Source organism: Clostridium magnum DSM 2767 (assembly GCF_001623875.1).
GTDB lineage: Bacteria > Bacillota > Clostridia > Clostridiales > Clostridiaceae > Clostridium_AM > Clostridium_AM magnum.
Genome location: NZ_LWAE01000001.1, coordinates 1,463,264 through 1,487,002 on the forward strand (window position 1 = coordinate 1,463,264; position 23,739 = coordinate 1,487,002).

General features: G+C 31.3%; 25 protein-coding genes. 22 read left to right on the top strand and 3 right to left on the bottom strand.

The genetic code is table 11. The features are described from left to right. Nucleotides 1-3 precede the first annotated feature (3 nt). The 10 genes from fmt to CLMAG_RS32945 all read left to right on the top strand — a co-directional run bounded on the left by fmt (nt 4) and on the right by CLMAG_RS32945 (nt 9,393). Nucleotides 4-936 carry a methionyl-tRNA formyltransferase gene (gene fmt, locus CLMAG_RS07110; protein ID WP_066619941.1) on the top strand — a complete coding sequence of 311 codons (933 nt, stop codon included), beginning with the start codon at nt 4-6 and terminating at the stop codon, nt 934-936. 44 nt (nt 937-980) lie between these two features. Then, entirely contained in the window at nt 981-1,658 is a 678-nt protein-coding gene (locus CLMAG_RS07115) for a zinc metallopeptidase (RefSeq protein WP_066619943.1), read from the top strand. Nucleotides 1,659-1,687: 29 nt separating this feature from the next. Continuing rightward, nucleotides 1,688-3,019, top strand: coding sequence for a 16S rRNA (cytosine(967)-C(5))-methyltransferase RsmB (rsmB, locus tag CLMAG_RS07120; RefSeq protein WP_066619944.1), 1,332 nt, complete (start codon nt 1,688-1,690; stop codon nt 3,017-3,019). Between the two features lie 9 nt (nt 3,020-3,028). Then, entirely contained in the window at nt 3,029-4,078 is a 1,050-nt protein-coding gene (gene rlmN / locus CLMAG_RS07125) for a dual-specificity RNA methyltransferase RlmN (RefSeq protein WP_066619947.1), read from the top strand. Nucleotides 4,079-4,081: 3 nt separating this feature from the next. Beyond that, nucleotides 4,082-4,825 (top strand): Stp1/IreP family PP2C-type Ser/Thr phosphatase, encoded by a 744-nt coding sequence (locus tag CLMAG_RS07130; RefSeq protein WP_066619950.1) that lies wholly within the window; start codon nt 4,082-4,084, stop codon nt 4,823-4,825. Then, on the top strand, nt 4,800-6,710 hold the full coding sequence (pknB, locus tag CLMAG_RS07135) for a Stk1 family PASTA domain-containing Ser/Thr kinase (protein ID WP_066619953.1): 1,911 nt from the start codon (nt 4,800-4,802) through the stop codon (nt 6,708-6,710). Before CLMAG_RS07130 ends, pknB begins: the two co-directional genes overlap by 26 nt. 214 nt (nt 6,711-6,924) lie before the next feature. Beyond that, entirely contained in the window at nt 6,925-7,788 is an 864-nt protein-coding gene (rsgA, locus tag CLMAG_RS07140) for a ribosome small subunit-dependent GTPase A (RefSeq protein ID WP_066619956.1), read from the top strand. Nucleotides 7,789-7,864: 76 nt separating this feature from the next. Next, the gene (gene rpe, locus CLMAG_RS07145) at nt 7,865-8,515 is read left to right on the top strand and encodes a ribulose-phosphate 3-epimerase (RefSeq protein WP_066619959.1); all 651 of its coding nucleotides are present in this window, start codon (nt 7,865-7,867) and stop codon (nt 8,513-8,515) included. 1 nt (nt 8,516) lies between these two features. Further along, entirely contained in the window at nt 8,517-9,155 is a 639-nt protein-coding gene (locus CLMAG_RS07150) for a thiamine diphosphokinase (protein WP_066619962.1), read from the top strand. Nucleotides 9,156-9,225: 70 nt separating this feature from the next. Further along, nucleotides 9,226-9,393, top strand: coding sequence for a hypothetical protein (locus CLMAG_RS32945; RefSeq protein ID WP_175562194.1), 168 nt, complete (start codon nt 9,226-9,228; stop codon nt 9,391-9,393). A gap of 199 nt (nt 9,394-9,592) precedes the next feature. On the opposite strand, the gene rpmB is transcribed toward CLMAG_RS32945, so the two are convergent. Continuing rightward, complete coding sequence (rpmB, locus tag CLMAG_RS07160; RefSeq protein ID WP_066619969.1) at nt 9,593-9,784, bottom strand: 50S ribosomal protein L28; 192 nt, start codon at nt 9,782-9,784, stop codon at nt 9,593-9,595. A 203-nt stretch (nt 9,785-9,987) separates the two neighbouring features. Here rpmB and CLMAG_RS07165 point away from each other — a divergent pair, with 203 nt between their 5' ends. The 6 genes from CLMAG_RS07165 to CLMAG_RS07190 all read left to right on the top strand — a co-directional run bounded on the left by CLMAG_RS07165 (nt 9,988) and on the right by CLMAG_RS07190 (nt 15,987). Continuing rightward, nucleotides 9,988-10,338 carry an Asp23/Gls24 family envelope stress response protein gene (locus tag CLMAG_RS07165; protein ID WP_066619972.1) on the top strand — a complete coding sequence of 117 codons (351 nt, stop codon included), beginning with the start codon at nt 9,988-9,990 and terminating at the stop codon, nt 10,336-10,338. A gap of 17 nt (nt 10,339-10,355) precedes the next feature. Further along, on the top strand, nt 10,356-12,020 hold the full coding sequence (locus CLMAG_RS07170; RefSeq protein WP_066619974.1) for a DAK2 domain-containing protein: 1,665 nt from the start codon (nt 10,356-10,358) through the stop codon (nt 12,018-12,020). A 144-nt stretch (nt 12,021-12,164) separates the two neighbouring features. Further along, the gene (gene recG, locus CLMAG_RS07175) at nt 12,165-14,207 is read left to right on the top strand and encodes an ATP-dependent DNA helicase RecG (protein ID WP_066619977.1); all 2,043 of its coding nucleotides are present in this window, start codon (nt 12,165-12,167) and stop codon (nt 14,205-14,207) included. Nucleotides 14,208-14,404: 197 nt separating this feature from the next. After that, a complete protein-coding gene (gene rsmD, locus CLMAG_RS07180; RefSeq protein ID WP_066619979.1) occupies nt 14,405-14,965 on the top strand; it encodes a 16S rRNA (guanine(966)-N(2))-methyltransferase RsmD in 561 nt (186 codons plus the stop codon). A gap of 3 nt (nt 14,966-14,968) precedes the next feature. Beyond that, on the top strand, nt 14,969-15,451 hold the full coding sequence (gene coaD, locus CLMAG_RS07185) for a pantetheine-phosphate adenylyltransferase (RefSeq protein ID WP_066619980.1): 483 nt from the start codon (nt 14,969-14,971) through the stop codon (nt 15,449-15,451). Nucleotides 15,452-15,462: 11 nt separating this feature from the next. Next, complete coding sequence (locus CLMAG_RS07190; protein ID WP_066619984.1) at nt 15,463-15,987, top strand: ATPase; 525 nt, start codon at nt 15,463-15,465, stop codon at nt 15,985-15,987. Here CLMAG_RS07190 and ylbJ read toward each other — a convergent pair. Further along, a complete protein-coding gene (gene ylbJ, locus CLMAG_RS07195; protein WP_066619987.1) occupies nt 15,970-17,136 on the bottom strand; it encodes a sporulation integral membrane protein YlbJ in 1,167 nt (388 codons plus the stop codon). The two genes, CLMAG_RS07190 and ylbJ, sit on opposite strands and share 18 nt — an antisense overlap. A gap of 103 nt (nt 17,137-17,239) precedes the next feature. Further along, on the bottom strand, nt 17,240-18,478 hold the full coding sequence (locus CLMAG_RS07200; protein WP_066619996.1) for a nucleotidyltransferase: 1,239 nt from the start codon (nt 18,476-18,478) through the stop codon (nt 17,240-17,242). 528 nt (nt 18,479-19,006) lie between these two features. On the opposite strand from CLMAG_RS07200, the gene pta reads away from it, so the two are divergent. From pta to acpP, 6 genes are all read left to right on the top strand, one after another. Then, entirely contained in the window at nt 19,007-20,011 is a 1,005-nt protein-coding gene (pta, locus tag CLMAG_RS07205; RefSeq protein ID WP_066619999.1) for a phosphate acetyltransferase, read from the top strand. A 172-nt stretch (nt 20,012-20,183) separates the two neighbouring features. Continuing rightward, on the top strand, nt 20,184-21,383 hold the full coding sequence (locus tag CLMAG_RS07210) for an acetate/propionate family kinase (RefSeq protein WP_066620002.1): 1,200 nt from the start codon (nt 20,184-20,186) through the stop codon (nt 21,381-21,383). A 70-nt stretch (nt 21,384-21,453) separates the two neighbouring features. Next, nucleotides 21,454-21,957 carry a YceD family protein gene (locus tag CLMAG_RS07215; protein WP_066620006.1) on the top strand — a complete coding sequence of 168 codons (504 nt, stop codon included), beginning with the start codon at nt 21,454-21,456 and terminating at the stop codon, nt 21,955-21,957. Between the two features lie 14 nt (nt 21,958-21,971). Next, nucleotides 21,972-22,154, top strand: coding sequence for a 50S ribosomal protein L32 (gene rpmF, locus CLMAG_RS07220; RefSeq protein ID WP_066620009.1), 183 nt, complete (start codon nt 21,972-21,974; stop codon nt 22,152-22,154). An 81-nt stretch (nt 22,155-22,235) separates the two neighbouring features. After that, the gene (plsX, locus tag CLMAG_RS07225) at nt 22,236-23,243 is read left to right on the top strand and encodes a phosphate acyltransferase PlsX (protein ID WP_066620012.1); all 1,008 of its coding nucleotides are present in this window, start codon (nt 22,236-22,238) and stop codon (nt 23,241-23,243) included. A 242-nt stretch (nt 23,244-23,485) separates the two neighbouring features. Next, nucleotides 23,486-23,719, top strand: a complete 234-nt coding sequence (acpP, locus tag CLMAG_RS07230) for an acyl carrier protein (protein ID WP_066620014.1) — start codon at nt 23,486-23,488, stop codon at nt 23,717-23,719. Nucleotides 23,720-23,739: the final 20 nt, after the last annotated feature.

The following is a 23,739-nucleotide window of genomic DNA, read 5'->3' on the forward strand; positions in this document are numbered from 1 at the left end:
AATATGGATATAGTATTCATGGGTACTCCAGATTTTGCAGTACCTTCTCTAAAGGGGCTTATTAATGAATTTGGAGTAAAAGCAGTATTTACGCAGCCAGATAAACCTAAGGGTAGAGGCAAAAAACTATCAATCTCTCCTATAAAAGAGGTAGCGATAGAGAATAATATACCTGTATTCCAACCTGATAAGCTAAAAAGTGATGTTGAAATGTTGAAAAAATTAAAAGATATGAAACCAGATTTTATTATAGTAGTAGCTTATGGACAAATACTTACAAGGGAAGTATTAGATATACCTAAGTATGGTTGTATAAATCTGCATGCATCTATATTACCAAAATACAGAGGAGCTGCTCCGATAAATTGGGCAATACTTAATGGCGAAAAAGAGAGTGGAAATACCACAATGTTTATGGATATAGGTTTAGATACAGGAGATATGCTTTTAAAAAGTCATGTAGATATTACTGAGGATATGACTGCAGGGCAGCTTCATGATATTTTGATGGAAGATGGTAGTGAACTTTTAATAAGAACTATTAAGGGGTTATTGGATGGGACTATTGCAAGAGAAAAGCAAAGTGAAACTCCTACGGAATATGCTAAAATGCTTAATAAAGATATAGCTAAAATAAACTGGAATGACAGCAGTATCAATGTAAAGAATCATGTAAGAGGGTTAAACCCTTGGCCTATAGCATATACTCAATATAATGGTCAAAGCATGAAGATTTATGAAGCTAAAGTGCTACATGATAACTCTAGCAAAGAACCAGGATATATATTAGATGTAACAAAAGAAGGGATAAAAGTTGCTTGTGAAAAAGGGTGTTTATTACTTCAAATAATACAATTCCCAGGTGGTAAGCCTATGTATGTTAGTGAATACATTAAAGGCCATGATTTAGAAAAGGGTATTATATTAGGAAAATAATTTTTCAGTTTTATAAGATCTTATAAGTTGATGGAGGTGCGGTTATGTTTTTTGATAGTAGCTTTATCATATTAATTCCAGCAATGATAGTAGCAGCTTGGGCCCAATTTAAGGTTTCTTCTACCTTTAACAAATATTCTAAATATGGTAGCCGTAATGGTTATACAGGAGCTCAGGTGGCAAGAATGCTTCTAGATAGTAATGGTTTGTATGATGTACCTGTTGAGGTTGTACCAGGAAGACTGACAGACCACTATGATCCTTCTAAAAGAGTGATGAGACTTTCACAAGAGGTCTACTACGGTAATTCTGTAGCTTCTATTGGGGTTGCTGCCCATGAAACAGGTCATGCAATTCAGCATAAAGAACGTTACACAGCTTTAATAGTTAGAAATTCTATTGTTCCAGCAGTTAACTTTGGATCTAATGCTTCATGGATACTTTTCTTATTAGGTATGGTTTTTGGAATGAAGGGGCTTATTGGTATAGGAATATTACTTTTTACAGTAGTGGTTGCTTTTCAAGTTATAACCCTTCCAGTGGAATTTAATGCATCTAATAGGGCTTTAAAAGTGCTTGAAAATAAAGGCGTACTTTATGGAGATGAATTAAAAGGAGCAAAATCCGTTTTAAGTGCAGCAGCAATGACTTATGTTGCAGCGGCATTAACATCTATATCTGAGTTAATAAGATTAATTTTGATAAGCAGAAGTGACGACTAATACAAAAAAATAAAAGTAGAGGTAATATGATGAATAGTGCAAGAAAAACAGCGGTGAAGATACTGAAGGAAGTATTTGATAAGAGTGCATACTCCAATATAGTATTAGGCAGAGAATTAAATAATTCCCAGTTAAACGATAAAGATAAAGCTCTAGTAACTGAAATTGTATATGGAACTTTAAAATATAGATATACTATTGATAATATTTTGAGCTATTATATAAAGAGCGGACTTGAAAAATTAGAGACATATATCTTAAATATTCTTAGAATATCTGTGTATCAAATTGCATATTTAGATAAAATTCCAGAGTTTGCAGTAGTAAATGAAGCTGTAGAATTAGCTAAAAATAAATCTCCAAAGGGTGCAAAGCTTGTTAACGGGGTTTTAAGAAGCTATTTGAGAACTAAAGGTTCAGTAGACTACTATAACAAAAATAATAAATTAGAGGAATTAAGTTTTAAGTATTCTTTTCCTATGTGGATGGTTAAACTATTTGTAGAGAGTTATGGTAATGAGCAAGCTGAAAAAATTCTTGATGGTTTAAACTTAGTTCCTTCTGTAACTGTTAGAGTCAATAATCTAAAAACAGATTATGAAGAAGCTTGGCAAAGGTTAGAAGAAAGTGGATACGATATAGAAGAAGGAAAGATTTGTCCAGAAGCTATTCAAATAAAAAAAGGGAAAAATATAGAGGATAATCCTTTATTTAAAGATGGATTGATTACTGTTCAGGATGAAAGTGCAATGATGATAGCTCCTTCTATGGATTTAGAAGAAAATATGGTTATTCTAGATTTATGCAGTGCTCCAGGTGGAAAGGCCTGTCATGCTGCAGAAATAATGAATAATACAGGAAGGGTATTAGCCTTTGATATTCATGAGAGCAAATTACCATTAATTAAAGAAAATGCTGAAAGACTAGGAATAAATAATATTCGATGTGGGGTTTTGGATGCAGCAATTTATTCTCAAGCTTATAACGATAAAGCAGACAGAGTGCTTATAGATGTACCATGTTCAGGGTTAGGTATAATAAGAAAAAAACCTGAAATTAAATGGACTAAAGATAAGCAGTCTATAAAAAATTTGGTTAAAGTTCAGAGAGAGATTATGCTGAATGCTGCTAAGTATGTAAAAAAGGGTGGAAAACTTATTTACTCTACTTGTACTTTAAGTAAAGAAGAAAATGAAGAAAATATAAAGTGGTTTATTAAAAAGTGCCCAGAGTTTACAATAGAGCCACTTTATTATGGAAAAATAGATAATATCATTTATCATAAAGAAGGATATATAACTATTCTGCCTGATAAAAATATGGATGGATTCTTCGTTGCTAAAATGATAAAACATAGGTAGGTGTAATATATGTACAATATCTTAGACTTGAGTCTTGATAAATTGAAGCAGTGGATGAAAGAGAATAAAGAAAGTGAATTTAGAGCAAAACAAGTATTTGACTGGATATATAAGAAGAATACATGGGATTTTGATAATATGAACAATATATCTAAAGTTACTAAGGAAAAACTAAAAAAAAGTTTTTATATAGAAATACCAGAAGTTGTTCATGTATATAAATCTAGTGTTGACGATACTTTTAAATTTCTTTATAGATATAGAGATGGTAATATTATTGAAACTGTAGTCATGAAATATAAGCATGGCAATTCTATATGTGTTTCAACACAGATAGGCTGTAGAATGGGCTGTAAGTTTTGTGCTTCAACTAAAGAAGGAATGGTGAGAAATTTAACTAATGGAGAAATATTAGCTCAGATACTAAAGGCTCAGGAAGAAATCGGAGCGAGAATATCCAATATAGTTCTAATGGGAAGTGGAGAGCCATTGGATAACTATGATAACGTCATGGAATTCTTAAATATAGTGAATAGTGAATATAGCCTTAATATAGGACAGAGACATATAACTCTTTCTACTTGTGGAATAGTACCTAAAATTAAGGAGCTGGCAGATCGAAATATGCAGATAACATTAGCAATATCCCTTCACGCTCCAAATGATGACTTGAGAAAAAATATGATGCCTATAGCCAATAAATACACCATAGATGAGATTATGGAGGCTTGCAAATATTATATATATAAGACTAAAAGAAGAGTAACCTTCGAATATGCTCTAGTAAAGGAATCTAATGACAGTAAAGAGTGTGCAATAGAATTGGTAAATTTGTTAAAGGGTACGTTGTGTCATGTTAATTTAATACCAGTAAATGAAGTGAAGGAAAACAATTTTAAAAAGTCTTCTATGGATAATATAAAAAGGTTTTATAATATACTAATGGAAAGTAACATAGAAACCACTATAAGAAGAGAAATGGGTTCAGATATAGATGCTGCTTGTGGGCAATTAAGAAGAAGTTATTTAAAATCAAATAATGAAGTAAAAGGGGTGTAAATAATGGTGGGGATTTTATCAGATATAGGTAACGTTAGGAAAATTAATGAAGATTTTGTAGGATTTTATGAAAGTGATGATATCAGCATTTACATCATTGCTGATGGAATGGGTGGTCATAATGCAGGAGAAGTAGCTAGTAAACTGGCAGTAGAGAACACTATTTCCTACATAAAGTCCTTGGATAGTATTGATGATATGGAAAGTGCTTTGATTGAAGGTATAAAGATTGCTAATGAAAAAATTTTTCAGTTAGCAAAGATGAATGAAGAATTAGTTGGAATGGGGACAACTATAACTGCTTCTTTGGTAAGGGATAATAGGATGATAGTGGCTAATGTAGGAGACAGCGGTTGTTATATTATGAAGTACAATGGTATAACTAAAGTTACCAAGGACCATTCCCTTGTACAACAATTAATTGACGAAGGCAGTATTACAGAAGAAGAGGCAGCAAGTCACCCTAATAAAAACATAATAACGAGAGCGTTAGGTACAAATATATCTGTAGAAATAGATACATTTGAAATTGATTTATGTGACATCAAAAAAGTTATTTTATGTACAGATGGATTATCTAATTTAGTAAGTACCAGCGAAATGTATGATATAATACTAAATAATAATAACGAGGATGCCTGCAAAATGTTAGTAGATTTAAGTAAGCTAAAAGGTGGAAGAGATAACATATCAGTTATTGTATTTGGAGGAGAGTGTGAAGATGATTGGAACTATGCTAGGAAATAGATATGAGTTATTAGAAAGAATAGGGGAAGGTGGTATGGCTTTAGTTTATAAAGCTAAATGTCACCTATTGGATCGATATGTTGCTGTAAAGGTGCTAAAAGAACAATTTTCTAGTGATAAGGAATTTGTTGAAAAATTCAAAAGAGAAGCAACAGCAGCAGCTAGTCTTTCAGATAACAATATAGTAAATATTTATGATGTAGGAACTCAGGGGGACATCAATTATATAGTAATGGAATATGTTAAAGGTAAAACTTTAAAAGAAATAATAAAACAAGAAAGAAGATTAGAAACAAGCAGGGTAGCTAATATAGCAATTCAAATTGGTAAAGCCCTTGAGTGTGCACATAGAAATAATATTATACACAGAGATATAAAACCCCATAATATTTTAGTTACAGATGAAGGCTTGGTTAAAGTAACGGATTTTGGTATAGCTAAGGCATCTAATTCAGTAACTATAACTAATTCTAGCAAAATTATGGGATCAGCTCACTACTTTTCTCCAGAGCAGGCTAAAGGAAGTTTTGTTGATTGTAGAACAGATATATATTCTTTAGGAATAGTAATTTATGAAATGGTTACAGGAAGAGTACCTTATGATGCTGAAAGTCCTGTATCAGTTGCATTGAAACATATACAGGAACCTGTTTTGCCACCTAAAGAATTAAATGGAAGTATTCCAGAAAGTCTAAATAAGCTAATATTAAAAGCAGTGGAAAAAGAACCTATTAAAAGATATCAAAATGTAAAAGATATGTTGGTAGATTTAAAGAAAATTGAGAATAAGCAGGAGTTTAATGTATCCACTAATAGTTTTGATAATGATATGACTAGAGTTATGGATCCTATAGTTATAAATGATAAATATGATTATGAAGAAGATGACGGAAGACCGAAAAGTCCCCGAGGAATAGATTCTAGAAAAAGAAAAACTATAATGGGAGTGGCTATAGCAATACTTGTGATAGTAATAGGTGCTGTATCAGGATATTTTGCTTACAGTAAAATATCAGCAGTTTCGGCAAAGGAAACAACAGTACCCAGCATAGTAGGGATGAAACAAGAGGATGCGAAAAAAGCAGTAGAAGACAAGAAGTTAAAGTTTGTATTGATAGGAAAAGAAAAAAGTGATAAGCCAGAAGGAACTGTGCTTAGAACATATCCATCTGAAGGAACAAAGGTAAAAGTTAATTCAGATGTTAGAGTAAGTATAAGTGGTGGACAGGATAGTTTAGAAGTTCCTAATTTAGTAGGTGTTGACTTGGAGTCTGCCAAAGATATTATAGCAAATAGCGGATTAAAATTAGGTAGCGTATCTAAAAGTTACAGTAATACTATGGCTGAAGGCTTAATAATAAGTCAAAGTCCTGAGCAAGATTCTAAGGCATCAACTGATACGAAGGTAAGTTTAGTAGTAAGTAGAGGACCAGAAGTTAAATACACAACTGTACCAGACGTAAGTGGTAAAAATATTGATGAAGCTGCATCTGCAATAGTTAATGCTGGACTTAAAGTGTCAAAAACAATAGTAAATACTTCAGATAAGTCTCAGGATGGAAAAGTAGCGAGCCAAAGTTTAGAACCATCGCAGCAAGTAAAAGAAGGGACTACAGTTAATTTAAGTTACTATAAATATAAAGAAGCAGAGAAAAAGGATGAAACACCTAAAAATGAGGGGCCTAGCGATCAACAGCAACAAGGAGATAACAATACTGATAAAACAAATGATGGAAAACAACAAGAGAATGGAAGTGGGCAGAATAGTGGAGGCAGTACTAACGGTAGTACTACAGAAGGATCAGGACAGCAGCAAACAGGGGGAAGTAGTAATACAACAACCCAGAAGCCAACTGAAAGTGAAAGCACTAATAAAAGCCAATAAATATAGCTATCCTTTAAGTAAAAAGATAACTTTATATATTGTATAAAAATTTTATTTTGAAGTAAATTAGATATGAGATAACTCTCGCTTGTAAAAGTGAGAGTTTTGTCAAATGTTTAAGAATATCATAAAATCTAAAACTAATTTAATTCAAGTTTCAATTCATGTATAATGGAATTTGATAGATAATATTTAATTATAGATAGGAGGAAATATGCAAGGAACTATAATAAAAGGTATAGCTGGATTTTATTATATTAAAACCGATGAAGATATAATTGAATGCAAGGCAAGGGGAAAGTTTAGACATAACGAACTTACTCCTATGGTGGGAGATATAGTAGAAATTACAGTTAAAAATGGAAAGGGAGTCATAGATAAAATTCATAAAAGGACCAATCAGCTAATAAGACCCGCGGTTTCAAATGTTACTCAGGCTTTAGTAGTTTTTGCGGTGAAAAATCCTGAAATAAACGAGGATTTGCTTAATAAGTTTTTAATAAACTGTGAATTTAATAATCTTAAAGTAGTTGTATGTTTTAATAAGCTAGATTTGACATCAAATGACGAGGCAAATGAAATAGTAGATATGATAAAAAGTACAGGATATGAAGTCTTATTTATTAAAGCTAAAGAAGGTTATGGAATAGAGCAAATTAAAGAAAAGTTAAAAAACAATGTTACTGTTCTTTGTGGTCCGTCTGGAGTAGGAAAATCTACTATTTTAAATAAAATAGCGGGACGAGAACTTATGGAAACAGGTGAGATAAGTGAAAAACTTAGAAGAGGTAAACATACAACAAGACACAGCGAACTCATAGATGTAGGTGAAGGTTTTGTAGTGGATACACCAGGATTTTCATCTATGGATATTGATTTTATATCAAAGGATGACCTGGAAGACTGCTTTCCAGAATTTAAAACGTACATAGGAAACTGTAAGTTTACAGGATGTCTTCATTACAAAGAGCCCAATTGTGCTATAAAAAATGCAGTAGAAGATTCTGAGATAAATGCTAAACGTTATAAGTTTTATGTGAAGACTTTAGAAGAAATTATGAATAGAAAACAATGGTAAACACTTAAGGAATACAAGGGACATAAAGATTAATAATCTTTATGCGCATATAAGGAATACAAGGGGGAAGAAAATTATGATTAAAATAGCACCTTCAATATTATCAGCAGACTTTTCTAAACTTGGAGAAGATATTAAGGACTTAGAGAGATATGGAGCAGATTTGGTACATATAGATATAATGGATGGAATGTTTGTACCTAACATATCTTTTGGAATACCAATTATTAAAAGTATAAGAAACTTAACAAAGCTTCCTTTTGATGTACATTTAATGATAGAGGAACCAGCAAGATATATAGAGGATTTTGTAAAGGCTGGAGCAGATATTATAACTATACATTATGAAGCAGATAGACATATAGATAGAACTATAAATTATATTAAAAGTTTTGGAGTAAAAGCTGGTATAGCTTTAAATCCCGCTACTCCTGTGGAAAACATAAAACATTTAATGCCTAATTTAGATATGGTACTTATAATGACTGTAAATCCAGGATTTGGTGGTCAAAAATACATACAATATTGCTCAGAAAAGATTAAAGAGGTAAAAGAGTTAAGTAATAAATTTAATAAAGATCTTATGATTCAAGTTGATGGTGGTATAGGAAAAGATAATATTAAAGCAGTAGTAGATTGCGGAGCAAATGTAATTGTTGCGGGATCAGCGGCATTTAAGGATGGTATGATAGAACAAAACATACAGGATTTAAGAGGCGAGTTCTAAAATGAAAATACTAATAGTATCAGGGGGATCTCCCCCCTCTTATGAATTGATTAAAGAAGAACTAAAGGATAGTTCCTTTTTAATTTGTGCAGATAGTGGTGGGGAGTGTTTATATAAGTACAATATAATACCGAATTTTCTAATGGGGGATTTTGATTCTATAAGCCTAGAGGCCTTAGAATTCTTTAGAGCACATGAAAAGTGCACTATAGATACATATCCAAAGGATAAAGATTTTACAGATACTGAGCTTGTTCTAAATAAGGCTGCTCAACTTGGTGCAAGTGAAATCGTATTTTTAGGATGTACTGGAACAAGAATGGATCACTTTATGGGAAATATGGGGATGCTTTTAAAATGTTTGAAATTAAATATAAAGGCATATATAAAGGATAATAACAATATTATTGAAATAACAGATAAACCTATAAGAATAAAAAAAGAGAAGGGAACGACTTTTTCTCTTCAAGCATATTGTGATAAAGTTAAAGATTTAAACATAAGAGGGGCCAAATTTGAACTTGAGAACTATGACTTAACTTTAGGAGACCCTCGTACAGTATCAAATGAATTTCTAAACAATGATGTAGACATTGATTTTAAAAGTGGAATCTTGCTTATATTCTATAGTAAAGATTAATATGATTTATTGTAACAGTATAGGGATATGTTGCATATAATATTATAAAGCACTTTTGGGGGATAATAATGTGACGAAAAGATGTAGTAAAAGAAAATATAGAAGATTGGGATTAATTTGTGGATCTATTGGTATAGGACTAGTAATAACAGTTGTTATCCCTATCTGGGGATGGATAATAGCTGTAGGAGGTGCATTGATTTACTGTGGTTGGTACTTAATAGGACACAATAAATAAAGGAGGTACTTTTATGAAAATCTTTGCTTTCAAGCTACCTAGTTTTTTATCTTCTTTTATAAAACTTTTCAGAAGAAAAAGTAACATATAATAATCAGGTTAGGCGTAGAAATACAATCTGATTCAAATTTCACTTCATTTATAAGATAAGAAAAAAATGCAATTGCCTTGTAACAATTGCATTTTTATTTCTCAATTTCTATATAGCACGTTGAACCTTACCGGAACGTAGGCATCTTGTACAAACATGTATAGTCTTTGGTGTTCCTTCAACTATAGCTTTAACTTTTCTTATGTTTGGAGCCCAAGTTCTTTTGGACTGACGATGTGAATGGCTGTATTGAACGCCGAATACAACGCCTTTATTGCATATTTCGCACTTTCTTGACATTAAAAACACCTCCTTAAAAAATTGTGAAGATAAAATCCTCTCAATTCAAACATTTATAATTTTACCACACAATACATAATCCGCGCAAGTATATAATAAAAATTAAATAGTAAAAATAACATTAGAGATAATATATTTCCTTGAATAAATGGGTTATTTAATATAAAATATGTTATATGGTGCTATAGTTAGGAGGGTTTTGTATGATAGGTAATATTGCCAACGAAAATGGTTATATTAATTACTCAGAGGATGTAGTTGCCAATATTGTAGGAATTTCAACTATGGAATGCTACGGTGTTGTAGGGATGGCTTCCAAAAATGCTAAGGATGGACTTTGGGAGTTAATAAAAGGTGAAAGTCTAAGCAAAGGTGTAAGAGTTCGTTCTAAAGATAATGAGTTATTTATAGAGTTATATATAATGGTTCAATATGGAACAAAAATATCCGTTATTGCAAATAACATAATTCAAAAGATAAGATACAATGTAGAAAATTATACAGGAATTAAGGTTTCAAGCATCACAGTAAATGTTCAAGGTGTTAGAGTCTAGGGAGGTAATTCAAAAAAATGAAATACTTAAATATAGATGGGCAGAGCTTTTACAATATGATTGTAAACGCGAGTAACAAGCTGGAGGAACAAAAAGAATATGTAAATGCATTAAATGTTTTTCCAGTTCCTGATGGTGATACTGGAACTAATATGTCTATGACATTTAGAACTGCTGTATCAGAACTACAGAATATTAATGATATGTCCTTATCAGAGGTTTCAAGAAAATTAGCTAAAGGGGCTCTTATGGGAGCAAGAGGTAACTCAGGAGTAATACTTTCACAGATATTTAGAGGTATAGCGAAAGGGTTAGAAGGAAAGAATGAAGCCAATGCTTTAGAATTTGCTAACAGTTTAATGGAAGGTTCAAAATCTGCATATAAAGCGGTAATGAGACCAACAGAAGGAACTATTCTTACAATTGTTAGAGCAGCAGGGGAAAGTGCTATAAAATCAAATCAAAGTGATGTAACCGAACTATTGGGGGAGGTTTGTGAATATAGTAAGCTAATTCTAGATAAAACACCTGAAATGCTTCCTGTACTTAAAAAAGCAAAAGTTGTTGATGCAGGTGGTATGGGACTTCTTATAATACTACAAGGTATGTATGAGGCGTTACAGCAGGGTATGGAATTAGTAGAGGTTAAAGAAATTAAAGAAACTTCAATGGAATCTGCTGCTAAAAACTTAGGTGAGCAGAATATAAAATTTGGTTACTGCACTGAATTTTTTATTCGATCCAATAATAGTGATATAAATAAATTTAAGAATAATATAGAAACTATGGGTGATTCCATGGTAGTGGTAAGTGATGACGATATTATAAAAGTTCATATACATACAAATGATCCAGGTTGGGTTCTTTCTCAGGCTATTAAATTAGGAGAACTTTCAAAAATAAAGATAGACAATATGAGAGAACAACATAGACATGTGTTAAGTATTGAGGACAATTCATATTCAGGAGAGAAGGCAGCTGCAAGTGAAAATGAGGAGACTCCTTCTAAAACTGAAGTAGAACTAAAAAAATATGCCTTTATATCTGTAGCTATGGGAGAAGGAATTAAAAATATATTTGAAGATTTAGGTGTGGATTTTATAATAGAAGGCGGACAGACGATGAATCCTAGTACTCAAGATATACTTGAGTGTATAAATAACATAAATGCAGAAAATATCCTTATACTACCTAATAATAAGAATATAATCATGGCAGCTAATCAAGCTGCTGAATTATCAGATAAAAGTGTTAAGGTAGTAGCTACAAAAACAATTCCGCAGGGAATCACAGCAGTAACTGTGTTTAATCCGGATGGGGATTTGGATGCTAATATAAAAGCTATGGAAGAAGCTATAAATTCAGTTACTTCTGGTTCAGTTACTTATGCTGTAAGAGATACTGAAATGGATGGCAAAATTATTAAAGAGGGAAATATCCTAGGACTAGTAGAAGGGAAAATACAAGAAGTTGGAGAAAATATGTTTGTTGTATGCCAAGATATAATAGAACATATGGTTAATGAAGAAAGTGAACTGATTACTATATTATATGGAAAAGATTGTGAAGAAGAAAGAGTAAAAGAGTTTGTAGCTAATCTTGAAGATAAGTATTCAAATTTAGATATTCAGAGTTATAATGGACAGCAGCCTCTATATTATTTTATAGTTTCTGTTGAATAAAAAAAGCCTAAAAGGCTTTTTTTATTTACATGAGTAGAGCTAAATTTACTATTAAATACTTGCAGGTAAATACCTATAATAAGTCTAGTTAAGTAGTGTATCTATAATTCTCGATACTAAATTGTAAAAAAATGAGGTGATTTAGTGAATGTGTATAGCAGTATAAGCAGTATAAAGGGTGTAGGTCCGAAGACTGCAGAGGCTTTAGAGAAATGTTGCATTTTCAATATATTAGATTTGCTTTTATACTTTCCAAGAGATTATGAAATGATCTCCGCTTCTGATGCCTTACCTAGTAGAAATAACTTTGGTAAAGTTATAATTAATTGTAAGGTTGTAAAGATAGAGAAAGATATAAAAACTAAAACAGGAAAAGTTTTGTCAACTATTATTTTTGATGATGGTAATAATGAATTTAAGGGTAAATGGTTTAATCAACCTTATATAAAAAATTATTTTAAAATAAATAAAGAATATACTATAATGGGGAAATTGCAGGACTTTAGAGGAGAAGTTTGCCTTACAAATCCTGCGTTAGTTAAAAATAATGAAAAAGTTATAACTGAAGAAAAAATAATACCTAAGTATCCACTTAAGTCAGGAGTTACAAATAACTTAATTATAAAATTAATTAACCAGGTTCTGCAGGAAGTAACTATAGATGAAAATCTTCCTGATTTAATTATAGATAGGTATAAGTTAGCTAGCCTAGATAAGGCCATAAGAGTTATACATAAGCCGGAAAGCACTGAGGATCTGCACGAAGCTACAAAAAGGCTAAAATTTCAGGAACTATTTACATATTCATTAAAAATATTAATGCTTAAGGATTATTTTAATAAGAATAAGAATGGAATAGCATTTAAGGCTGCAGAAGAATTGAAATTATTAAAAGAAAGATTACCTTATAACTTAACTAATGCGCAAAGTAGGGTAATAAGAGAGATTTTGATAGATGAGAAAAAAGAATGTCCGATGAATAGATTAGTTCAAGGGGATGTAGGTAGTGGCAAGACAATTGTAGCACTTATAGCTATATTTAATGTAATTAAAAATGGATATCAAGGAGTTTTAATGGCACCTACAGAAATATTAGCTACACAACATTATATTGAAGCAGAAAAACTATTAATGGGTTTTGGTATTAATATCAAATTGCTCTGTGGCAGCACTACACAAAAAAACAAGGAAAAAATAAAAAAAGCTTTAAAAGATGGAGAGATAAATTTAATAATAGGTACCCATGCCCTAATAGAAGAGGATGTGGAATTTGAAAATTTAGGTATAGTAGTTACAGATGAGCAGCATAGGTTTGGTGTAATGCAGCGAAGTAAATTGACTAATAAAGGGAAAAACGTAGATACTCTTGTCATGACTGCTACGCCTATACCAAGAACCTTGAGTTTATACCTCTACGGAGATTTGGATGTATCTATTATTGATGAGCTTCCACCAGGAAGACAGAAAATAGAAACCTATTACATAAATAAATCAGGAAAAGATAGAGCTTATAATTTTGCGTTAGAGGAACTTAAAAAAGGAAGACAAGTGTATGTGGTTTGTCCTTTGGTAGAGGAAAGTGAAGAGTTAAATCTGAGTTCTGTGGAAAAACTATATGAAGAACTGAAACATAAATATTTTGAAGATGTATCTGTTGAAATATTACATGGAAAAATGACACCGAAAAATAAAGACGAAATTATGAACAGATTTAAAAGAGGAGAAACTAAGGTTATCATATCTACAACTGTTATAGAAGTAGGAATAAATGTACCTAATGCTACTCTTATGATAATAGAAAATTCGGAACGATTTGGATTGGCACAGCTTCATCAGTTAAGGGGAAGGGTTGGAAGAGGAAAGCATAAATCTTATTGTATATTAATTGCAGAAATTAAAAATGATATTATTAGAAGAAGAATGGAGATAATGAAAAGTAGTAATGATGGATTTTTTATTGCAGAACAGGATTTGAAAATTAGAGGTGCTGGTGAAATCTTCGGATTTAGACAATCAGGAGAAACTAGTCTAATACTGTCAGATGTAGTTCAAGATATTGAATTATTCAAGGCAGCTAATATGGAAGCAAAAAGGCTTATAGAAAGCAATGATGAAAAAGATATAAAAATCAAAAATGAGATTTTAAAAAAGATAGAACAAAGTACAAGATTTATTTGCTTTAATTAATATTTAGATAAAAAAAGCTTAATTAGTTTTGATGGGGATGTCTTTTGTAATAAACAAAATAATTTTGTATATTCAAGATATATATGTTAAAATATTATAGAAAATGACGATAATGAGAAATAATATGTAAATGTTTGATTTGTAGAGGTTTAGTAATAGCCTTTATAAATTAATAAAGGATACTAGGAGGAAAAATTATGAGAATCATCGCAGGTCTTGCAAGGGGTAGAAAGATTATGTCACCAGTTGGTGCAGGTACTACGAGACCTACTTTAGATAGAGTTAAAGAAGCTATGTTTAATATAATACAAAATAGGGTATACGGAGCAACAGTTCTAGATGTTTTTGCTGGCACTGGAAGTTTAGGTTTAGAGGCCGCAAGTAGAGGTGCTAAGGAGTGTTACTTAGTTGATAGAAGTAATGAAACATATCCTTTCCTAGCTAAAAATATAGAAAATTTAAAGTTTCAGGAAATATGTAAAAGCTTTAACATGGACTCTTATAAAGCTCTTGAAGAGTTTAGTAAGAAAAATATAGTTTTTGATTTAATATTTATTGACCCACCATATATGAAGAATATGATTCCACTAGCTATAGAGATTATAGAAAAAGAGGGATTATTAGATATTAACGGCCTTATAGTAACTAAAATTGATTCACAAGAAGAAATATATCAAGGAACAGATAAAATAATTCTTAAGGACTCTAGAAGGTATGGTAATACTACAGTTTGTTTCTATAGATATAAGGAGGACTAAAATATGATAAGGGCAGTATATCCAGGAAGTTTTGACCCAGTAACTAATGGGCATTTGGATATTATAGAAAGATCCGCTAAAGTGTTTGATGAATTAATAGTAGCGGTTCTAGTAAATCCTGATAAAAAAGGTCTTTTTAACATTGAGGAAAGGGTAGAATTAATTCAGAGAGTAATAAATCATATTCCTAATGTAAAAGTTCAATATTTTAGTGGATTATTAATTGATTTTATGAAACAACAGGATGCAAAAGTTATAATTAAGGGACTTAGGGCTGTTTCAGACTTTGAATATGAGTTTCAAATGTCACTTATGAATAAAAAGTTGGATCCAGATATAGAAACTACATTTATGATGGCTACTTCTAAAAACTCTTTTTTAAGTTCATCTTCTGTAAAACAAGTAGCTACCTTTGGTGGATGTATTAAAGATCTAGTACCAGATGAAATAATACCAGATATTATGAAAAAGGTTAATAACCTTTAGGGGGAGATGCTATGGATGTTATTAAACTGCTAGAGTATCTTAGGGAGATTGTAGAAACATCGGCTAAGGTTCCTATGACTGGAAAAGTTGTATTAGATAAAAAGGAAACCTTAGAAATAATAGAAAAGGTAATTGCATATCTGCCGGATGAATTAAAGAAAGCTCAATGGATAGTTGAAGAAAAGGAAAGAATTCTGAGTGATGCTATTCAGGAATCTGAAAACTTAAAGAAGGAAAATTTAATTCTTTTAAAAAGACAAGTTGAAAATCATGATATTACAAAAGAGGCGAACCATAGAGCGGAAGAAATAATAGCTTTAGCACAAAGAAATGCAAAGTCTATTAGACTTGGAGCTAGAGATTATGCTAATGAAATTCTAAATCAGTTAGATAGTGAAATAGCTGATAAAAGTAATCAAATGTTTATCAGCCTTAAGAATGAATTACAGGAACTTCTAACTGATTTAGAATCAAAGATTGATTTGAAGACCGATTTAATAAGAGAAAATATCAAAGAGCTAAGAGAGATGAAGTAGATTTTTTATTTTGAAAAATAGCCAAGGAAAGACTAATATAAGAACAGTTGCGATAAAAATGTTCTCTATATTAGCATTTATACTGTAATTATACGTAAAAGTCTGTTTTGAAAAATTAAAAGTACATATATTATATAGTAAGAGACTTATGATAGAACATGTTAATCCTTGAAACACTTTTCCTAATATATATTTTTTCATTGATATATCAAATTTATAAGTAAAAGAGTAGACTTGACAAATTATGGATAAACCACTAAAGGTGAAAAGAAAACTTACAATAGCTATCTTAGTAAACAATGATGCACTGGAGGATGAAACTAAGTTGCAGCCGTTAGTCATTTCTATTATACCAAGGAATGAGCCTTCAACTATATCTTTAGATAAATGAAGTATATTTGATATTTTATGCATTAGTGTACTAAATAAGTAGTTATTCTTAAGTATGCTGTTTATAACTGAAAAAGCAGTTACGAATCCTCCTATGGATAAACAAGTTTTGATAGAGTTTTCAACACTGCTCTTAAGGACGTTTCCAATATTCATATTTGAATAAATATGAATTTTTTCGGGAGCGTTTTTTTTGTAAGTCATTTTGCCTGGCATTATAAAGCCCATAGCTATACAAGAGAGCAGGTTTGACAATAGGAGTATATAACCTATTAAGGGGCTCTTTAGCATTGATATACCTACAGAACCTAAGATAAATAACGGACTTGCATTAGATGCTATATTAAGGAGTCTTTCACAAGTCTTAAGGTCTATTATATTTCCCTCATATAAATCGCAGGCATATTTTGCACCTAATGGATAACCACATAACACACTTATGATTAAAACAAAACTACAGCTTTTGGGAAGTTTTAGAGGTTTGCATAGAGCAGTTCCAAGTATTTTAGAATATATGTAAATTCCATCATAGGAAAGTATAATATTAGATACTATTAAAAAAGAAAATAAAGAAGGAAATACTTTGTAGAAAAAAAGTAGCGCACCTGAAATAGCTCCATCAATGCAGATTTTTGGTGCTGCTATAATCTGTAATATAAGTAATGAACATATTATTGTTACAAGTATGTTTTTGTTTTTTAATAGATAAACTAACAACAGAATTATTACTAATATTAATATATAGAATATAATTTCCAAATTCCAATCACCCACTTTTTCATAAACTTACTAAAATTATATTTAGAAAAGAGAGTAATTATTCTATTTTAGGAATATGAAATAAAATATACTGGTATGACCACTAGTTATTAAGTTCGGACCTCTTAATTGGACTTATAACATAATCGGAGTTAGGGCTAATACTTCCATTAATCAAACTGTATGTTTTTGTTCCAAGTAAATCTAAGGTAAGAAGTTCATCTAAATCTTTAGGCAATTTATTATATATCGGTATTGACGATTGTTGTTTTGCTGCTTTTAATATTTTTAGACCCATGTCGTTAAAACCTAAAATCCTAGCATAAGGACAAGATTTATGTCTTAAAGTAGTGGTGTCAAAGGTTTCGAAGCCTAAAAAGAATTGACATAAAATTCTGCTTATGCGGGTGTAAGTATATCTTTTGGTTTTAACGGAACTTACTAATTCATCATAGCTTTTGGCAGCTTCTAAAAATCTATATATTCTGTTATGAATACCTTCTGATACATCGGGAAGATTTTCTATTGAGTCCTTAAATAGTATGGATTTATATTTAATATAAGGTAATAAGAGGTCTTCAAAGGTGAAATTGTAATTATTATTTTTAAGATTAGATAAAATGTTGTAAACATTCTGTGGTAAATGACTTTCAATACCTTTCAAATTGTTATTTTCTTTAATAAATTTCCTAATTGAAGTAGCGCTAGAAAACCTATCGTCTAAAGAGAGGCTGTTATAGTTTCCGCCTTCCCTCTGAATAGAAAATGGATTTATGGAACTATTAAGTTTTATTAAACTTTTGCAGTATTCAATTCCTAAAATATTATTAGAAGAAGATAATATTTCCTCAATATTATGAGTTGACAATTTTTTGTCATCAAAAACATTAAGAAATTGAATTAAGGATTTGCTCCTAGCATTAGGATAAGATAGTCCTTTATCTAAATTTTCTTTTAAAATCTTTTTAAATTCTAAAGGTTCCTCTACTAATATTTTTCCTATAAAAGACAATATTTCAGCGTTCCCACATTCGCTGCCAAAACATAAATTGTTTACTATGCCTAGACTATTTAAGAGGCTAACTGCTCCAAAAGCGAAAAATTCAGCTGAAGATAAGCTATAGATTAAAGGAAGCTCTATAACTAAATCGACTCCATTCATTAATGCCATCTTAGTTCTATTCCATTTATCAACTATAGTTGGAATACCTCTCTGAGCAAAGTTTCCACTCATTACAGCTACAATGGCATCACAGTTAGTTTTTTCTCGTGTTTTACTTATGTGATATAAATGACCATTGTGAAAGGGGTTATATTCAACTACAATACCTGTAATATTCATCAATATTTCGTTCCTCCTAAGATTTTCAATATAAGGCATCTAGTTGTTTTTTAGATGCCTAAGTAGATTATATTTACTTTTGTCTAAATGAGCAAGTTTTATCCTGTAATTTAATATACTAATGGGATTTAAGTTTAATCTATTAAAAACTATTTTTAAAATGATTTTTTCATCATAAATAAATTTTAACAACAAGAATTGGTAAAGAAATTTTAATAATAATAACTTGCAAAATTTGCACTATTATTGCAAAATAAATGCGTTTTGTAAATGTATTCAGACTGTTCGGAAATTCTATACTTTTCCAAGTATATTAAATTCGATTCATAATTTGCAAAGAAGGTATAATTCAGTATTGAATGCCAATATACAAAATTGCAAAAATTACACAAATGTTCCGGAATAAAAAAATTTTTCAAGAAAAAAACTAAAATATACAAATTATTATTGAAAAACATATAATAAAAGGATTATATTATAAGTGTATGCAATTTTAGTTTAATTTTAATTTCGAAGGGAGAAACGAAAATGGAATTAATGAGACAAATCTGGGAAAAGGCAAAAGCAGACAAAAGAAGAATTGTTTTGCCTGAGGGAGAAGAGGAAAGAAATCTTCAAGCAGCTGGAAAAATATTAAAAAATGAACTTGCAAATGTAATTTTAGTTGGTAGCGAAAAAGTAATAAGAGAAAAAGCTACAAGTCTTGGTGTGAATTTAGAGGGTGCTGAAATAGTGGACCCAGAAACTTCAGACAAAACAGCTAGCTATGCAAATGAATTCTACGAGCTAAGAAAGAAAAAAGGAATGACTTTAGAAAAGGCTGACAAAGTTGTTAGAGACCCATTATACTATGCAACAATGATGGTTAAACTTGGTGATGCAGATGGAATGGTTTCAGGAGCAATACATACTACTGGAGATTTATTAAGACCAGGACTTCAAATAATCAAAACTGCACCTGGAATGTCAGTAGTTTCAAGTACATTTGTAATGAATGTTCCAAACAGCCAATATGGTGAAAGTGGACTACTTCTTTTTGCAGACTGTGCTGTTAATCCATGTCCAACAGCAGAAGAATTAGCTTCAATCGCAATAAGTACAGCAGAAACTGCAAAGGCTCTTTGTGGAATAGAACCAAAAGTTGCAATGCTATCATTCTCAACTATGGGAAGTGCGCAGCATGAATTAGTTGATAAGGTAAGAAAAGCAACTGAACTTGCAAAATCTATGAGACCAGACCTAGAAATAGATGGTGAGTTACAATTAGATGCTGCTATAGTTAAAAAAGTTGGTGATTTAAAAGCTCCAAACAGCACTGTTGCTGGTAAGGCAAATGTTTTAGTATTCCCAGATATTCAAGCTGGAAATATAGGATATAAACTAGTTCAAAGATTTGCAAATGCTGAAGCTATAGGACCAATTTGTCAAGGTTTTGCTAAGCCAATTAATGACTTGTCAAGAGGTTGTAGTGATGATGATATAGTAAATGTTGTTGCTGTAACTGCAGTTCAAGCTCAAGCTCAAGCAAAATAATTAAGTGAAACTAGATAGATAGAAGTGATTTTTAATTAAATAAATTTAGAAATATTGCACCACTTAACATTGGCTTATAAGGGTGGATGCTGAGTGGTGGTTAACCAGCGAATAATAATGTAATTAATAAATTAAAGAAGCTTATGTTTAATTTGAGAGGAGAATATCAGGAATGAAAGTATTAGTAATAAACTGTGGAAGTTCATCATTAAAATATCAGTTGATGAACATGGAAAACGAGAATGTATTAGCAAAAGGTCTTGTAGAAAGAATAGGAATTGACGGTTCAGTATTAACTCATAAGGTTAATGGTGAAAAAGTTGTTATAGAACAACCAATGAAAGATCATAAAGTAGCTATAGGATTAGTACTTGATGCTCTTGTTGATAAAAAACATGGAGTAATAGGCGACATGTCAGAAATATCAGCAGTAGGACATAGAGTTGTTCATGGTGGAGAAAAATATGCTAGCTCAGTTTTAATTGATGGAAAGGTTATGGAAGCTTTAGAAGAATGTGTAAAGTTAGCTCCGTTACATAACCCACCAAACATAATAGGAATAAATGCTTGTAAAGAATTAATGCCAAGCACACCAATGGTTGCAGTATTTGATACAGCATTCCATCAAACTTTACCAGAAGAAGCATACATGTATGCACTACCATATGAATTATACACTAAATACGGTGTAAGAAAGTATGGATTCCACGGTACTTCACATAGATTTGTTTCAATGACAGCAGCAGAAATGATGGGTAAAAAACCAGAAGATATAAAAATGATAACTTGCCATTTAGGAAATGGAGCAAGTTTAGCAGCAATAAAAGGTGGAAAGTCAGTTGATACTACAATGGGATTCACTCCTCTTGCAGGTGTAGTTATGGGAACTAGATGCGGAGACATAGATCCTGCTATAGTACCTTTCTTAGTAAAAGAAGCTGGTATGAGCATTGAAGAAGCTGATGCTTTAATGAACAAAAAATCCGGTGTTCTTGGATTATCTGAACTAAGCAGTGATTTTAGAGACATTGAAAATGCTGCTAAAGAAGGAAATAAGAAAGCTCAACTTGCTCTAGATGTATTTGACTATAGAGTAAGAACTGCTATAGGTACTTATGTAGCAGCTCTAAATGGAGTAGATGCTATAATATTTACAGCTGGACTTGGTGAAAATTCAGCATCAAACAGAGCTGCGATCTGTGAAGGTTTAACTTACCTAGGAATCAAAATTGACCCAGAAAAGAATGGTCAAAGAGGAGAAGCTTTAGAAATAAGCACTCCAGATTCAAAGGTAAAAGTATTTGTTATACCAACAGATGAAGAACTTATGATAGCAAGAGACACTAAAGAAATAGTTGAAAGTGCAAAATAATAAATAAAACTTGACTTTTAATGCTCATCTCTATATAATAAATTGTGGCTAATATATAGAGGTGAGCATTATGAAATTAGATGTATCAGAGTTATTAAAAAGAGAAAGAGCCGTTAAGGAACTACATCTTGAAGTTAATGAGGAAAGTTTTTATGATGGAAGTGAAACTGTTCAATTATTAGAACCAATTAAATTGGATGGTACCATAACTAAATCAGGAGATATTTTAACTTTGAATTGTGCTATACATGCGGTGCTGGAGCTTACATGTTCTAGATGCCTTCAAAAGTTTGGTTACTCTGTTGACATGACTATTGAGGAAGAGTTTACTAATAATGAAAAAGCCAATAAAGATGAGGATATCATCTTTATAGATAGTGATACTATAGATATCACAGAAGTAATAGAAAATAACATTATACTTACACTGCCAATTAAAAGACTTTGCAAGGAAGATTGTAAGGGATTGTGTCAGCGATGCGGCACCAATTTTAATCTTTCCACATGTCAATGTGAGAACGATGATATTGATCCTAGATTGGCAAAACTTAAAGACATGTTTTCGATTGATTAAGGAGGTGTTTTACTGTGGGAAATCCAGCGAGAAGATTTTCAAAAGGAAGAAGAGATTCAAGAAGAGCACAAACTTTTAAATTAAGTTTACCAGGAATAGTTGAATGTCCTCAGTGTCATGAAATGAAGCTTGCTCATAGAGTATGCAAGAGTTGTGGATATTATAAGAGCAAAGAAGTTGTTTCAACTGAAAAATAAGAGAAAGAAAGTCATTCGACTTTCTTTTTTTTAAACTATAAATTAACAATTTTTACATTATATGAAAAGGGATGTGGGAATATGATAGTTGCAGTTGACGGCATGGGTGGAGATTTTGCACCTAGTGCAGTAGTTGATGGATGTGTTCAGGCTGTAAAAGAAATAGGTGCAAACATTGTCATTACTGGACCAGAAGAACTCATCAAAAAGGAGTTAGATAAGTACCAATATCCTAAAGATAAAATAAGTATTTTACATGCTGAAGAAGTAATAAATACAAATGAATCTCCAGTTATGGCAATAAGAAAGAAAAAAGATTCCAGCTTGGTTAAAGCTCTACAATTAGTAAAGGACAATAAAGCGGATGCAGTCATTTCAGCAGGAAGCACAGGGGCTTTTATGGCTGGTGCAACGCTTATTGTGGGAAGAATCAAGGGAATTGATAGGATAGCATTATCACCTATAATGCCAGGTAAAAATGGAGCCTTTATGGTATCAGATGCTGGAGCAAATGTAGATTGTAAACCTGAATATTTAATACAATTTGCATTAATGGGTAAAATATATTTTGAAAATATATTGAAAATAGAAAATCCCAAAGTAGGTTTGGTTAATATAGGTGCCGAGGCAGAAAAGGGTAATGAGCTTACAAAAACTGCTTATAAGCTCTTAGAGGATACAGATTTTAATTTTATAGGTAATGTGGAACCTAGGGATATATCTAATGGTGATGTAGATATTTTAATTTGCGATGGATTTGTTGGAAACACTGTGCTAAAAATGTATGAAGGCGTTGCGCTAAATGTGTTTAAGATGATAAAAGAAGAGATACTAAAATCATTCACTGCTAAAATAGGTGCGGTTTTTTTAAGCCCGGTATTTAAAAGTTTAAAGAAAAAGCTTGATTACTCCGAGTACGGTGGATCTCCATTTTTAGGCTCTAAAGGAATATGTATTAAAGCTCATGGAAGTTCCGATAGTAAGGCTTTTAAAAATGCTATAAAACAGGCTGTAAATTGTTACGATAACAAGATCATTGACAAAATAAAAAGTGAATTGGAAAATATGACTGTTAGCAAGCAAGATTAAATATTTGACTTAAACACTAGTAGGAAAGTTTTTAACTGTGCCTTAATTTTGCTAAGATATGCCTAAGTATAATTTAAATTTTAAGTAAGGAATTTTATGATAACCATAGAATTAAAGGCATAAGAAGTCACTGTGTTAATATTTAGATAATTAAGTATAATAAATTTTAATTGTATTTGTATTGACGGTACAATAGTTATGTAATATTATTTATGTGTAGAAAGCTTTTAGGAGGTGAGACAATGATTTTCGAAAAAGTTAAAGATATAATCGCTGAGCAGCTTGGTGTTGATTTAGAAGAGATAAACATGGAATCATCATTTGTTGATGATCTAGGTGCTGATTCACTTGATATAGTTGAATTAATAATGGCTTTGGAAACAGAGTTTGATTTAGAAATACCAGACGAAGATGCTGAGAAGATAAGTTCAGTTTCAGATGTGGTTAATTACATAAAAAATCACACTGAAGAGTAGTAGCTTAAAAGTCCCGTTAT

Excerpts from the sequence above, each read along its gene's own strand:
- fmt (WP_066619941.1), top strand. The coding sequence starts at position 4 with ATGGATATAGTATTCATGGGTACTCCAGATTTTGCAGTACCTTCTCTA.
- CLMAG_RS07115 (WP_066619943.1), top strand. The coding sequence starts at position 981 with ATGTTTTTTGATAGTAGCTTTATCATATTAATTCCAGCAATGATAGTA.
- rsmB (WP_066619944.1), top strand. The coding sequence starts at position 1,688 with ATGAATAGTGCAAGAAAAACAGCGGTGAAGATACTGAAGGAAGTATTT.
- rlmN (WP_066619947.1), top strand. The coding sequence starts at position 3,029 with ATGTACAATATCTTAGACTTGAGTCTTGATAAATTGAAGCAGTGGATG.
- CLMAG_RS07130 (WP_066619950.1), top strand. The coding sequence starts at position 4,082 with ATGGTGGGGATTTTATCAGATATAGGTAACGTTAGGAAAATTAATGAA.
- pknB (WP_066619953.1), top strand. The coding sequence starts at position 4,800 with ATGATTGGAACTATGCTAGGAAATAGATATGAGTTATTAGAAAGAATA.
- rsgA (WP_066619956.1), top strand. The coding sequence starts at position 6,925 with ATGCAAGGAACTATAATAAAAGGTATAGCTGGATTTTATTATATTAAA.
- rpe (WP_066619959.1), top strand. The coding sequence starts at position 7,865 with ATGATTAAAATAGCACCTTCAATATTATCAGCAGACTTTTCTAAACTT.
- CLMAG_RS07150 (WP_066619962.1), top strand. The coding sequence starts at position 8,517 with ATGAAAATACTAATAGTATCAGGGGGATCTCCCCCCTCTTATGAATTG.
- rpmB (WP_066619969.1), bottom strand. The coding sequence starts at position 9,784 with ATGTCAAGAAAGTGCGAAATATGCAATAAAGGCGTTGTATTCGGCGTT.
- CLMAG_RS07165 (WP_066619972.1), top strand. The coding sequence starts at position 9,988 with ATGATAGGTAATATTGCCAACGAAAATGGTTATATTAATTACTCAGAG.
- CLMAG_RS07170 (WP_066619974.1), top strand. The coding sequence starts at position 10,356 with ATGAAATACTTAAATATAGATGGGCAGAGCTTTTACAATATGATTGTA.
- rsmD (WP_066619979.1), top strand. The coding sequence starts at position 14,405 with ATGAGAATCATCGCAGGTCTTGCAAGGGGTAGAAAGATTATGTCACCA.
- coaD (WP_066619980.1), top strand. The coding sequence starts at position 14,969 with ATGATAAGGGCAGTATATCCAGGAAGTTTTGACCCAGTAACTAATGGG.
- CLMAG_RS07190 (WP_066619984.1), top strand. The coding sequence starts at position 15,463 with ATGGATGTTATTAAACTGCTAGAGTATCTTAGGGAGATTGTAGAAACA.
- CLMAG_RS07200 (WP_066619996.1), bottom strand. The coding sequence starts at position 18,478 with ATGAATATTACAGGTATTGTAGTTGAATATAACCCCTTTCACAATGGT.
- pta (WP_066619999.1), top strand. The coding sequence starts at position 19,007 with ATGGAATTAATGAGACAAATCTGGGAAAAGGCAAAAGCAGACAAAAGA.
- CLMAG_RS07210 (WP_066620002.1), top strand. The coding sequence starts at position 20,184 with ATGAAAGTATTAGTAATAAACTGTGGAAGTTCATCATTAAAATATCAG.
- CLMAG_RS07215 (WP_066620006.1), top strand. The coding sequence starts at position 21,454 with ATGAAATTAGATGTATCAGAGTTATTAAAAAGAGAAAGAGCCGTTAAG.
- plsX (WP_066620012.1), top strand. The coding sequence starts at position 22,236 with ATGATAGTTGCAGTTGACGGCATGGGTGGAGATTTTGCACCTAGTGCA.
- acpP (WP_066620014.1), top strand. The coding sequence starts at position 23,486 with ATGATTTTCGAAAAAGTTAAAGATATAATCGCTGAGCAGCTTGGTGTT.